Below are 13,635 nucleotides of genomic sequence, written 5' to 3'. Positions count from 1 at the left end.
GATGTTCTGAGCTTCCCCATTAGAAACTATCTCTTGGCACCCTCACCCAACCTTCCATAAGCACTCGCGCACTGCGGCTCATGATGGCCTTGGTGGCAGTCCACTGCCCGTTGACCAGGCTGGCTTCCGCACCGACCTGCAAGGTGCCGGATGGATGGCCGAAGGTCACGGAGGTCCTGTCGCCACCTCCGGCGGCGAGGTTGACCAGGGTTCCCGGTACCGCCGCCGCCGTGGCGATGGCGACAGCCGCAGTACCCATCATCGCGTGGTGGAGCTTACCCATGGAAAGGGCCCGCACCAGCACGTCCACATCCCCTGCCCCAATGGCTTTGCCACTGGAAGACACATAGGCAGAAGGCTTTGCCACAAACGCCACCTTGGGCGTGTGCTGGCGGCTGGCGGCCTCTTCCACGGACTGAATCAGTCCCATTTTGACAGCACCGTGGGCGCGGATGGTTTCAAACATCGCCAGGGCCTCGGGATTGCTGTTGATATCGTCCTGCAGTTCCGTGCCCTTGTAGCCAATGTCTTCTGCATTCAGGAAGATGGTGGGAATGCCGGCATTGATCATGGTGGCCTTGAGGGTGCCAACACCGGGTACGTCCAGGTCGTCCACCAGGTTGCCGGTGGGGAACATGGCGCCTTCGCCATCGGCGGGGTCCATGAATTCCACCTGGACTTCGGCAGCCGGGAAGGTCACGCCGTCCAGTTCGAAATCACCGGTTTCCTGCACTTCACCATTGGTGATGGGAATGCGGGCAACGATGGTTTTCCGGATGTTGGCCTGCCAGATGCGAACCGTGGCAATACCGTTTTCCGGAATGCGCTCTTGAGCGACGAAACCACCATTGATGGCAAATGCGCCGACGGCGGCGGTCAGGTTGCCGCAGTTCCCGCTCCAGTCGACGAACGGCTTGTCGATGGACACCTGACCGAAGAGGTAGTCCACGTCGTGGTCCGGTTGCGTCGGCTCGGCCAGGATCACGGTTTTGCTGGTGCTGGAGGTGGCTCCGCCCATGCCGTCGATCTGCTTCTGGTAAGGGTCCGGGCTGCCAATCACACGCAGCAGAAGGTTATCCCGGGCTTTGCCCGGGACTTGTGCCGCTTCCGGCAGATCCTTCAGCCGAAAGAACACGCCTTTGCTGGTGCCGCCACGCATGTAGGTGGCGGGAACTTTTATCTGGGGCGCGTGGGTCATGCGGCGCCCTCCGATTGCAGGAAGTCCTCGGCAAAGCGCTGAAGCACGCCACCAGCACTATAGATAGACACTTCTTCCGCTGTATCCAGACGACAGATCACGGGCACACGCTCGGTGCTGCCATTGTTGCGATGGATAACCAGAGTGAGTTGCGCACGCGGTGCAGCAGTGCCCTCTACATCATAGGTTTCAGTACCATCAATACCCAGGGTTTGCCGCGTGGTGCCTTCCTCGAACTGCAGGGGCATAACGCCCATGCCGACGAGATTGGTACGGTGGATGCGCTCAAAGCCTTCGGCAACGATGGCTTCCACACCCGCCAGGGCCACGCCCTTGGCCGCCCAGTCGCGGGAGGAACCCTGACCATAGTCGGCGCCAGCGATGATGATCAGTGGCTGCTTCCGCTCCATGTAGGTTTCGATGGCTTCCCACATGCGGGTGACCTTGCCTTCCGGCTCAACCCTCGCCAGGGAGCCCTGCTTCACCTTGCCATTCTCGTCCCGGACCATTTCATTGAACAGTTTCGGGTTGGCAAACGTGGCGCGCTGAGCCGTCAGGTGATCGCCCCGATGGGTGGCGTAGGAGTTGAAGTCTTCCTCCGGCACGCCCATTTTATGCAGGTATTCACCGGCTGCGCTGTCCATCAGGATGGCATTGGACGGCGACAGGTGGTCGGTGGTGATGTTGTCCGGCAACACCGCCAGCGGGCGCATACCCTTGAGGGTTTTCTCGCCTACCATGCCACCTTCCCAGTACGGCGGGCGACGAATGTAGGTGCTCTGGGGGCGCCAGTCGTAGTTCGGGTTGGTGTTGGCGTGCGCATCCCGGGTGATGTCGAACATCGGAATATAAGTGCTGCGGAACTGCTCCGGCTTCACACTGGACTTCACGATGGCATCAATTTCCGCATCATCCGGCCAGATGTCCTTCAAGGTAATGGGGTTGCCATCCTTGTCGTGCCCCAGGGCGTCTTTTTCGATGTCGAAGCGGATGGTGCCCGCAATCGCATAGGCCACCACAAGCGGCGGCGATGCCAGGAACGCCTGTTTAGCGTAGGGGTGAATGCGGCCGTCAAAGTTCCGATTGCCCGAAAGCACGGCGGTGGAATACAGGTCCCGATCAACAATTTCCTTTTGGATCTTCGGGTCCAGTGCGCCACTCATGCCATTACAGGTGGTGCAGGCGAAAGCCACTACGCCGAAGCCGAGTTCTTCCAGCTCGGACATCAGGCTGGCTTCTTCCAGATACATTTTTACCGTCTTGGAGCCCGGCGCCAGGGAAGTCTTTACCCAGGGCTTGCGAGTCAGGCCCAGTTTGTTGGCATTACGGGCGATCAGGCCTGCGGCCACCATATTGCGGGGGTTACTGGTATTCGTGCAACTGGTAATCGCGGCGATGATGCACGCGCCGTCCGGCATCTTGCCCTCTTCCTTTTCCCACATGCCGGCCACGCCGCGCTCGGCCAGTTCCGACGTAGGCAGATGCGCATGGGGATTGGAGGGGCCCGCCAACGTGCGGTGAACACTGGACAGGTCAAATGTCAGCACGCGCTCGTATTCCGCGTTTTTCATACTGTCGGCCCAGAGGCCCGTCTCTTTGGCGAATCGCTCGACCAGGGCGACCTGATCGTCTTCACGCCCGGTCAGCTTCAGGTAATCGATGGTCTGGCCGTCGATATAGAACATCGCTGCCGTAGCGCCGTATTCCGGAGTCATATTGGAGATAGTCGCGCGATCGCCCACGGTGAGGCTGTCGGCGCCTTCGCCGTAGAACTCCAAATAGGCACCCACCACCCGTTCTTTGCGCAGGAACTCGGTAATGGCCAGCACCATGTCGGTACCGGTAATGCCCGGTTGCAGCTTACCCGTCAGCTCCACACCCACGATGTCCGGCAGGCGCATCATGGAGGCGCGGCCAAGCATCACACTTTCGGCTTCAAGTCCGCCCACGCCCACGGAGATAACACCAAGGGCGTCTACCATTGGCGTGTGGCTGTCGGTTCCCACGCAGGTATCCGGATACGCAATACCGTCACGGTTCTGAACCACCGGCGACATTTTCTCCAGGTTGATCTGGTGCATGATGCCGTTGCCCGGAGGAATCACATCCACGTTCTTGAACGCCGTCTTGGTCCAGTTGATGAAGTGGAACCGGTCGTCGTTGCGGCGGTCTTCCACGGCACGGTTTTTCTCGAACGCGTCTTTCTCGAAACCAGCGTGCTCAACGGCCAGCGAGTGATCCACGATCAACTGGGTGGGCACCACCGGATTGACTTTCGCCGGATCACCACCCTTTTCCTTGATGGCATCGCGCAGGCCAGCCAGATCTACCAGGGCCGTCTGGCCAAGGATGTCATGGCAGACCACGCGGGCCGGGTACCAGGGAAAATCCAGGTCCCGTTTGCGTTCGATCAGCTGCTTGAGGGAATCCGTCAGTGCCGATGGATCACAACGACGAACTAACTGCTCCGCCAGGATCTTGGAGGTGTACGGCAGTTTGTCGTAGGCGCCAGGCTGGATGTCTTCCACAGCCTGACGGGTGTCAAAATACTCCAGGTCGGTGCCCGGGAGAGGTTTGCGGTAATCAATGTTCATGGGCGGTACTCAAATTCTGGTTTATCGGATTACGGCCGCTCGTCGATCGGCACCCACTTCGAATCCGCCGGGCCATCGTAATCGGCACTTGGGCGGATGATGCGGTTGTTCTCACGCTGCTCTTTCACGTGGGCGGTCCAACCAGACACCCGTGACATCACGAAGATGGGGGTAAACAATTCGGTCGGGATACCCATGAAGTGATAGGCGGAGGCATGGAAGAAGTCGGCGTTGCAGAACAGCTTCTTCTCGCGCCACATGACTTCCTCACAACGAACCGATACCGGGTACAGAACGGTATCACCCACTTCCTTGGCGAGCTCCTCGGACCATTTCTTGATGATGGCGTTGCGGGGATCAGACTCCCGATAGATCGCATGGCCGAAGCCCATAATCTTCTCTTTGCGCTCCAGCATGCCCAGCAGGCCTTTCTCGGCTTCGTCCGGGGTCTGGAATTTCTGAATCAGCGCCATGGCCGCCTCATTGGCGCCACCGTGAAGCGGGCCGCGCAGCGTACCAATCGCACCGGTCACGCAGCTGTGGATATCCGACAGGGTGGAAGCGCACACTCGAGCCGTGAAGGTAGAGGCGTTGAACTCATGCTCTGCATAAAGAATCAGCGACACGTTCATAACGCGCTCATGCAGTTCGCTGGGTTTCTTGCCGTGGAGCAGTTCCAGGAAATGGCCGCCAATGGAATCCACGTCGCTGGCGGTATCGATGCGCACGCCTTCATGGGCGAAGCGGTACCAGTAGGTGATGATGGCCGGGAACAGTGCCAGCATGCGATCGATTTTGTCGTCCTGCTGGCTGAAGTCGGTCTCCGTTTCCAGGTTACCCAGCATGGAGCAGCCGGTGCGCATGACGTCCATGGGGTGGGCGTCTTTGGGAATATGCTCCAGTACGGATTTCACGGCGTATGGCAGTTCACGCATACTCACAAGCTTTTTCTTGTAGTCCTCAAGCTCCTGCCGGTTAGGCAGCTTGCCGCGCAACAACAGGTAAGCCACTTCTTCAAACTGGGCGTGGTCCGCCAGATCGCTGATGTCATAGCCACGATAGGTCAGGCCGGCACCGGACTGGCCAACAGTACACAGCGACGTTACGCCAGCCACCTGGCCGCGAAGACCTGCGCCTCCGAGTTTTTTTGCTTCAGCCATGGTTTTCCCCCTCATCAATGTTTGGATTTTGATTAACCCTTTTTCTGCTGGAACAGCTCGTCCAGCTTCTGTTCGAAATCGTGGTAGTTCAGGAAATCGTACAACTCCATCCGCGTTTGCATAAGGTCAACCACGTCTTTCTGGTCACCTTTCTCGAGGATGTTTTCGTAAACCGTCAGTGCCGCCTTGTTCATGGCGCGAAAGGCACTCAATGGATACAGCACCATACCGGCGCCGGCTTCTGCAAGCTCCTTGCGATTGTACAACGGCGTGGCACCGAACTCGGTAATATTGGCCAGCACCGGCACGTCCAGGGCTTCAGAAAAGGCCTTGTAGTGCTCCAACTCGGTCACCGCTTCGGCGAAAATGCCGTCGGCGCCTGCCTCAATGCAGGCCTTTGCGCGCTCAATCGCGGCGTCCAGGCCTTCCTTCTGGAACGCGTCGGTACGAGCCATGATGAAGAAGTCATCGTCCTGACGGGCATCCACGGCGGCCGTGATGCGATCCACCATTTCTTCCTGGGAGACGATTTCCTTGTTCGGTCGGTGACCACAGCGTTTCTGGGCCACCTGATCTTCGATATGGACTGCCGCTGCGCCAGCGCGTTCCATTTCGCGAATTGTGCGAGCAATGTTGAAGGCGCCGCCCCACCCGGTATCGATGTCTACCAGCAGCGGGACGTCGGTGGCCGCAGTGATACGGCGGACATCCTCGACCACATCGTTCAGAGTGGTCATGCCCAGATCCGGCAAACCATAGGACGCATTGGCAACACCGCCGCCGGACAGGTAGATGGCCTGATGACCGACCTTTTCCGCCATCATGGCAGTATAGGCGTTGATGGTGCCGACGATCTGTAGGGGGTGGTTTTCTTTCAGGGCTTTGCGGAAGCGTGCGCCTGGGGATAGTGTTTTGGACATGAGTAACCTCGTTATTTGGGGTGACGGTTCTAGATCGTTAAATCGCCTTGCTGAATCTTTTTCTCGATGTTTTTGCGGGCCGCATGGATGTGTCGTTTCATCAGGAATTCCGCCAGCTCGCCGTCACGCTGGGCGATGGCTTCAACAATCCTGCGATGCTCCCCCAGCGCCATGTGAGGGCGCCCGGATGAGGTGCTCAAACGGTAACGATACATCCGGACCATATAGTAAAGATCACCCAGCAGCATTTGCGCGAGTTTGGTGTTGCGACTGCCTGTGGCAATTCGGTGATGGAAGTCGTAGTCGCCTTCCGCCTGATAGTAGGCCTGGCCCTGGGCCTGTTCGATCATTCGCTCATGGCTATCGAGGGTGGCGGACAGGTCAGCGATTTCCTGATCGGTCATCCGCTCGGCGGCCTGACGGGCGGCGAGCCCCTCCATGGTTTCGCGAATGCGGTAGAGCTCCATGAGTTCATCAGCGCTGACTGAGACCACCTTTACCCCGGCGTGGGGCCGGCGCACCAGCAACCCTCGGGATTCAAGGCGGCCAAGCGCCTCGCGAAGCGGGCCACGGGTAAGATTGAAACGGGAGCAAAGTTCGACTTCGCCGATCTTTTCGCCAGGGGCAAGGTCGCCCTTAACGATGGCCGTTTGCAGACAATCGAAGGCTTCATCGGCACGGGTATAGGTTTGGGCGATAGCTTCCGGCATATTTTGTCAACAATAGTGACTGGAATTACCGGAAATCTACGCCCTAACTCGATTATTGTCAACAATCCTGGATTACCTGGCTGCTTTATTGTTGACAGAGAGGCAGCCATCACCGCCCGGAGGCGACGCTAATAGAGCGTGCGCTCGTCCTTCGGAGGCGGCGTGTACTGGTACAACCAGGTTTCGGTAAGCACCTGGTTACCCAGCTTGAGCTGAAGACGCAGGTCAATCGGTTCCAGGGAGTCGTCGGGCACAAGGTCAAACATCGCCCGATAACCACCAATGGAGTCCAATGGCCGCGCAGAGGTGATTTCCACCTCCCCACGGCTGGCCGTTATCACCGGCTCTACCTCTGCATCGTCCCCCACCAGCGGCAGCGCGCCGCCGGCAAAGTCCACGGCAAACCGCCAGGAGAAATATTTTCGCTCCTGCCCGACAACCCCCCCCAATCCCGTACGTGTTGCCTGGACCGTGGCCAGCTCCTCTGGCTCCATCGGCGGCTCGCCCCCCCATGACAACGTGTAGGAATAAAGATACTCCTGCCCCGGCTCCATGGGCTTCTCGGGGTGCCAGAAGGCGACGATATTGTCGAACGTCTCGTCCTTGGTGGGAATCTCCACCAGCATCACGCTACCCTTGCCCCAGTCATCGTGGGGCGTAACCCAGGTGCTCGGACGCTTCTCGTAGAACACGCCGTCATCCTGATAATTGGCAAAGCCACGGTCGCGCTGCAACAAACCAAACCCACGAGGATTATTGTCAACAAACGTATTTACCTGGATCGAACGAGGGTTGACCAGTGGCCGCCACAGCCATTCGCCCTGCCCGTTCAGGATCGACAGCCCGTCCGAATCGTGAATTTCCGGGCGCCAGTCATAGGCCATACGGTGATCATTCTCACCGGTCTGGTACATACTGGTCAGTGGCGCGACCCCCACCCGCTGAATGGGTTTTCTCGGGTATATCGCCGCATCCACGCTCATCACCATGTTCCGTCCCGGGGTCAACGTAAAGGCATAGGCACCGGTCGTGCTGGGTGAATCCAGAAGTGCATAGACCACCATGTTCTGGCTGCCCGGTTTCGGTTTCTCCAGCCAGAAGGCCGAAAACTGCGGGAACTCTTCCCCGCTTTCCAGTGCGGTGTCGATCGCCAGGCCCCTGGCGGAGAGCCCGTATTGCATCTCTGACCCAACCGCCCGGAAGTAGCTGGCGCCGAGGAAAGCGGCCAGGTCGCGCTCGTAGTCCGTGTGGAAGTGAACACGGAACCCGGCATAGCCAAGATCCTCCGGCAGGGTTCCCAGGGGTTGTTCACCCTCATATCGGAAGTATTCCGGCTTGTACGCAAGCTCCCGGGCCTCGCCATCTTCCACTTCGTGGATGCGCACCGGGGTTTTGAAGTAGAGGCCAAGATGGAAAAGCTGCACCTGGAACGCATTGTCGTCGTTACGCCAAAGCGCTTCTTCGGGGCGAAAGCCGATCGCCTGGTAATCGTCCCAGGACAGATTCTTCAACGAGCCGGGCAACTCCCCTTCATGTGACACCCAGGGTTCACCGGCCAAGGCCCGCGCATGGCCTTTCAGCCACGCGTAACTGAATGGCTTGGGCTCACCAACCTCGCCCGCCACGCTGGAACCACTGTACATCAATGCCGAGAGGGGCAGTGCCTGGGCTCCCGCCAGACTGACGAAGGTTTTGATCAGTGTGCGTCTGTCCATGTCATGCTCCCGTCTAATATTGAAGCCTTTACTCTTCAGGTTTTGTCTTGCCCAGACTGGATATTCGCCGTCCCCAGAAACTGTCCGGCGATGAACGCCAGGCAAGCTGGTGCAGTTCCGCCAGTGCCGTGCGGTCACGGAACACCTGGCTGAGTTCGTTCCGGGACAATGACTCCGGCCCTTTGTCAGCGAGCCGCCGTACCAATGGCGCCAGCAACTCTGCTCTTCTGGGTTGGCGATGAGCGCGCGCCAGGGCACGGTGGAGCCGGTTCAAGCGAGGCCGGATCACGGCTGCTTCTACGGCAGTAATCACCGGGACCTCATCACCCACGGCCCTTGCGCGTCTGGCGTCGTTCAATACCGCCACTGGCGTAAGCTCTTCCGGTATCACCAGAAGCCCTTTTTTCCGGAAGGCCCGGCCCAGCCCTACACGGCTGAGCACCACCGATGTCGGGGCCGCCAACACGAGCGGCACCGCTACGGGCAGGGACCAGAGGAAAAACATGGGGTCCAGGCTCCAGGCGAAGGCGGACCAGCCAGCGCCCACGAGCATGCCGGGAAACTGGGTCAGAAAAGCGTCCCGCCATGTCGTTTCTTCGGTACGGTTCTGCCCTGCCCAGGACAAAGAGACGTTGAGAAGAGCGCCAAGAACATATCGGCTGTGGGCCATCATCCTGACCGGAGCCAGCAGCACGGACACAACGATTTCCAGCATCACACTCAGAAATAGCCGCCAGACACCTCCGAAGCCCCGCACAAGGCCGTGGATTACAGCATCAAAGATGGCAAGAAACTTTGGCAGGAACAGCAGCGATAGAGTGCTCAACGCAAGCCCGATAGCCCATTCCGGCCGCCATTCCGGCCATAGGGGGAATAGCCCCTGGTGCCCTTCTGGGAAGTAATTGATGCTGGCGACGGTCATTTGCACGGCTTCAACGGTCGTCAGAATCAGAAACGCCAACCAGAGCGGCGACGCAAGGTACGCCATGATGCCGTTCAGCAGCGCCATCCGGTGGGCCAGGCGCAACTTCCGCCCGAACAGCAGGATCCAAAGATGCTGGAGGTTGCCCCTGGACCAGCGATTGTCCCGGGAGAGCTCATCCGAAATGGTGGGCGGTGATTCTTCAAAACTGTTGCCAAGCTCAGGCTCAAGCCACACCTCATAACCAGCGCGCCCCATGTAGGCCGCTTCCACAAAATCGTGACTCATGATGGGCCCGCGAAAAAGCCCGAAGCCCCGTAGTTTGCGAAGACCGCAGTGCGCCATGAATGGCTCGACACGCAGAATGGCGTTGTGGCCCCAGAAAGCAGCGTCTCCCATCTGTATGGCTGCCAGACCGGTGGCAAACAACGATGAGTAAAGGCGATTCGCGAACTGCTGTACCCTGGCAAAGAGAGACTCACCGTTGATAATGGTAGGTGCGGTCTGCAGGATACCCACGTTGGGTTCCCGCTCCATCAGCTGCACCATTTTCACGATGGTTCCCGCGCTCAGCAGGCTGTCGGCATCCAGAACAACCATATAGCGGTAACGACGGCCCCAACGCCGCAAAAAGTCCGCAACGTTGCCGCTTTTGAAATTGAGATTGACGCGCCGTCGACGATAGAACAGCCGCCCCTCGGCCCCCAACTCTTCGCATAACCGATGCCACTCGGCCTGTTCCTGTAGCCAGACGTTCGGGTCCCTGCTGTCGGAGATGATATGAAACTCAAAGCGGTCCAGGTGCCCGGTCCGCTCAATATCCTGATAGACAGCCTTCAACCCACTGAGTGTCCATTGCACCGGCTCATGGTAGATCGGCATAACGATGGCGGTTTTGGCCAACGCCGTGTTTTCCAGTTCCGACTCCGGATGGCGCTTGAGAAGACTGTGGCGATCGCCCCCTACCAGCCTGAGCACAAAGCCAAACACGGCCGTCCAGAACCCCACTGCAATCCACATATAAAGGAGGATGAAAAGCGCAAGCAGGCCGAGCTCCACCCATGTGCCGCCGTGATACGGCAGAATCCAGAGCAGGAAGTAACTGGCAACAACGGTTTGCCCAACCACAAACAGTGTCAGGAAAAAACGACGCACTGTGGCGGTACGTCGCCAGGTTCCCGAACGCTCGATTGGGGCTGCATTAACGACCTCAGTCATGGGGGTAGTACCCCAGGTGGCCGCGCATGAGGGGTGGAATGGGCGCCGGGATGTCCATTCCCGGCAGGTTGAAGTAGTCCGGCACGAGCTCAATACACCGGGCGGGCAAGTCTGGCCCATCACCTTCTGTCATGGCACCGTCAACCAAACGCAACACCTGTCGACAGGTTTCCGCGTCCAGTTCCACGCCATCGTCGCGCAGATAGGTCATGACCCTCTCGATCGCCTGCTGGCATAAGGTTTCCGGCATGAACAAATCTCCGCTCTACAGTTTCTGACCAAGCCCGGAATCGGGGCCGATGGAATAGGTCCAGGTCTCGGTCAGTGGCTCATTATCAAGCAGGAGTTGTCCTCGGAGCACCGGAGCCTTTTCACCGACGGGGCGCACCAGCATCGACAGTCGCCAGGTGCCATCAGCCTCAACGTACTCAACGAAATGCTCTATGATCTCAACGGCATCGCTGTTTCCGCTGCCCTCACTGACCTTGCTGACGATGGCTGCATTAGGCTTGAGATCGTCCAGCGGCCCTCCTGCAAAATCAACAATGATTCGGTAGGCCCCCTCTTCCGTGCCGCCTCCGGGACGATTGCCATCTCCAACAAACGTTTGCAGCGCACGCCCGGTGTCCTGCCCGGATACGTCCTTGTCGCCAAAACGAAGGCTGTAGGCAAACGCCCGATGGTCACCCTGCTTTACTGGCTCCTTCGGTTTCCAGAAGGCAACAATGTTGTCGTTGGTTTCCGCGTTGGTGGGGATTTCAACCAGCACGACCTCGCCGTTCGACCATCCCTGCCTTGGCGCAACCCACGCACTGGGCCGTTTGTCATATCGAGCCTCGGCATCCTCAAACTGGTCAAACTGGGTATCCCGCTGCATCAAACCGAAGCCAGCCAGGCGATCAACCTGAAGGTAGCTGAGCCGGAGGCGCGATGGGTTCGTCAGAGGGCGCCACAACCATTCGCCCGCGCCCTGGTCATGAATCAGCAGTCCGCTTGAGTCGTGCACCTGGGGCCGCCATTCACCCCGGGGCCTGGCAGTATTTTCGCCGTAGTAGAACATCGACGTCAGCGGCGCCAGGCCCGGTTGATCCACCGGGTTGCGGTAGAACAACTCAGCAGTGACATCAATACGTGTGGTCGGGCCGGGCTGAATATCGAAACGGTAGGCGCCGGCGACGCTTGGGCCATCCAATAGACCGTAAACCCGCATACGTTCACTGCCGCCTCCTGGCCGCTCAAGCCAGAATTCAACAAACGATGGCACTTCCTCCCCAGAAGGCAGCCCGGTGTCAATTGCTATACCACGCGCCGACAGGCCAAAGTGGTTATCGGCACCCACGCCCCGGAAATAGCTGGCGCCGGCAAAGACCAGAAACTGGTTCTGTTCCTCACCACTGCCCATCGGGTACGTGAGCTTAAAACCTGAATATCCCAGGTCTGCGGGAACCCTTTTGGCGAGTTCCGGGTCCGGGAAGCTGAACTCGGATTTATCAAACGGGATGGGTTTTACACCGTCGGCATCCACTTCATTCAACTTGACGGTGTGGGTGTAATAGCTCCCCGGTGGCACCATCATCACCTGGAAACGGGAGCGCCCTTCCCGCCAAAGGCTGGCTTGTGGATTGAAGCGGATGGATTGGTAGGCTCGGTAGCTCAGGTTCCTGAGAAAGCCGGGCACCGAAGGTGGTGGCTGATACTCACCTTCAGCCCTTGCTTTGGCCTTGTCCACTATTTCCCTGAACTCAAGCGCCCCCGCCGCATGGGCGTAGAGCAGCCCCGGCAATATCAGGCCGATCAGCCATCGTTTCCCTGAATGCATGTAGCTCCTACCTCGAAAATGTCCATCGACTTTTTAATGTAGCACTTGCGACCGGCGCCGTCTCAAGTGACATCTTCGTAAGGCAGGTTGGCCGCAGGGGGCCCGAGAGGCTTCAGGAGGGAGCTAGAACGTCGTTAGTAAGCAATCAGATACCCATGGTGAGGGAAAACCGAACGTCCGGGCGTTCGGGCATCGTCATGGCCATCGTGGAAGCACGAATCATACGGCCGACGCTGACATTCGCTGTGAAAGCCCGGCCCTCGAACTTCAACGACACCTGGCCAGCAGAGGCCCGGCCGTGGCGGTCGGACTGGGTCTCAGAGTATGGAACCCAGCCGTGCAACACCGCAAAATTCACGCTGGAAAGCACACCGTCCATAAACGGCATCTGCCAGGAGGGGCTGGCGGTATCCAGGCGCAACCAGCCACCCCGAACAACCGATACGGATTGCCCGTTAAAACCGGCGATCATGGAGGGGCCTGCGACGGTCAGATACTCCGACACCGGAAGATCTTCATCAGCGAACTGGTAGCGTCCGTGAATCCGCCAGCGCCACCGATAGAGCTCCTGTTCCAGCGAAGCGGACATCGCCACTTTATAGAAGGCGTCTTCGCGACCAACATCGTCCTGCAACCGATAATCGGTCGAACTGTACTCGCGACCGCTCACCGCCAGAAGACCGGTGCTGGCCTGCAAACCATCCCAAAGCTCATGACCGCCCTGCGCCTTGAGACCGACTGAGGACAACTCGTAGCGGCTCTCCGATACCAGGCTCCCCTTCTCCATAGCGCGACTGTCTCGACCGGTATGGTGGGCAACACCATCAAACGCCAGACCAAACCGTGAAAACAGCGGCCGACTGGCCCCGACACCCACAACACTGGATTCGCCACTGGCATTGTAGCGCCTGTCACCACTGGTAACGGCGTGGCTGTAGTAAGAACTTCCGGTTTCCACGGTTACTTGGTTGGCGCCGGCCGGAAAGCGGTAGCGAAACGAGGTGGCGTTGACGTCCGAGCGGTTCTTGTGGGACCGGGCATCGCGATAATGAAACCCGATTGCATCGCTGCTACCGACCAGGCTGTCAGCAGACACACCGATGTCCCCGTCCATTCCGTCGCTGTTCAGGGAGGTTTTGCCGGAAAACTTCAATCGGGATCTTAGCCAGTGTTCACGCTCGTCGCGGAACGCATTCACGGTGCCCTCAAAATTATCGGCGTAGGGTTTCCAGCCATTACGCAACCAGGAACCCGATGATTCCGCGTACAAAGGTTGGCTGAGAACGCACCAAATCAGTGCGAACAACAGGGAATGTCTCAATGTTTCTGATCCTGCCAGTGAGCGCCGGCCGCCTGTCGCTGCGAATACCGGTTATTCT

10 protein-coding genes are annotated in these 13,635 nt (G+C 58.8%); all 10 read right to left on the bottom strand.

The annotated features are described in order from the left end of the window. Nucleotides 1-19 precede the first annotated feature (19 nt). On the bottom strand, nt 20-1,198 hold the full coding sequence (prpF, locus tag B2590_RS12720) for a 2-methylaconitate cis-trans isomerase PrpF (protein WP_286810647.1): 1,179 nt from the start codon (nt 1,196-1,198) through the stop codon (nt 20-22). Beyond that, on the bottom strand, nt 1,195-3,792 hold the full coding sequence (gene acnD, locus B2590_RS12715) for a Fe/S-dependent 2-methylisocitrate dehydratase AcnD (RefSeq protein WP_286810646.1): 2,598 nt from the start codon (nt 3,790-3,792) through the stop codon (nt 1,195-1,197). The genes prpF and acnD overlap by 4 nt, the downstream gene beginning before the upstream one ends. A gap of 29 nt (nt 3,793-3,821) precedes the next feature. Next, complete coding sequence (gene prpC / locus B2590_RS12710) at nt 3,822-4,952, bottom strand: bifunctional 2-methylcitrate synthase/citrate synthase (RefSeq protein WP_036205399.1); 1,131 nt, start codon at nt 4,950-4,952, stop codon at nt 3,822-3,824. A 32-nt stretch (nt 4,953-4,984) separates the two neighbouring features. Beyond that, complete coding sequence (prpB, locus tag B2590_RS12705; RefSeq protein ID WP_036205398.1) at nt 4,985-5,872, bottom strand: methylisocitrate lyase; 888 nt, start codon at nt 5,870-5,872, stop codon at nt 4,985-4,987. A gap of 29 nt (nt 5,873-5,901) precedes the next feature. After that, the gene (locus B2590_RS12700; RefSeq protein ID WP_036205397.1) at nt 5,902-6,582 is read right to left on the bottom strand and encodes a GntR family transcriptional regulator; all 681 of its coding nucleotides are present in this window, start codon (nt 6,580-6,582) and stop codon (nt 5,902-5,904) included. A 128-nt stretch (nt 6,583-6,710) separates the two neighbouring features. After that, nucleotides 6,711-8,297, bottom strand: coding sequence for a glucan biosynthesis protein (locus B2590_RS12695; RefSeq protein ID WP_286810645.1), 1,587 nt, complete (start codon nt 8,295-8,297; stop codon nt 6,711-6,713). 28 nt (nt 8,298-8,325) lie between these two features. Further along, a complete protein-coding gene (gene mdoH / locus B2590_RS12690) occupies nt 8,326-10,437 on the bottom strand; it encodes a glucans biosynthesis glucosyltransferase MdoH (RefSeq protein WP_091641270.1) in 2,112 nt (703 codons plus the stop codon). Then, complete coding sequence (locus B2590_RS12685; RefSeq protein ID WP_036205395.1) at nt 10,430-10,687, bottom strand: hypothetical protein; 258 nt, start codon at nt 10,685-10,687, stop codon at nt 10,430-10,432. Before B2590_RS12685 ends, mdoH begins: the two co-directional genes overlap by 8 nt. Nucleotides 10,688-10,702: 15 nt before the next feature. Next, nucleotides 10,703-12,256 carry a glucan biosynthesis protein G gene (locus B2590_RS12680; protein ID WP_286810644.1) on the bottom strand — a complete coding sequence of 518 codons (1,554 nt, stop codon included), beginning with the start codon at nt 12,254-12,256 and terminating at the stop codon, nt 10,703-10,705. Between the two features lie 145 nt (nt 12,257-12,401). Continuing rightward, nucleotides 12,402-13,577, bottom strand: coding sequence for a ShlB/FhaC/HecB family hemolysin secretion/activation protein (locus tag B2590_RS12675; RefSeq protein WP_036205393.1), 1,176 nt, complete (start codon nt 13,575-13,577; stop codon nt 12,402-12,404). Nucleotides 13,578-13,635 lie beyond the last annotated feature (58 nt).

Source organism: Marinobacter sp. UBA3604, from assembly GCF_002375325.1.
Classification (GTDB): Bacteria; Pseudomonadota; Gammaproteobacteria; order Pseudomonadales; family Oleiphilaceae; genus Marinobacter; species Marinobacter salarius.
This window is presented reverse-complemented; position numbering and strand designations above follow the sequence as displayed.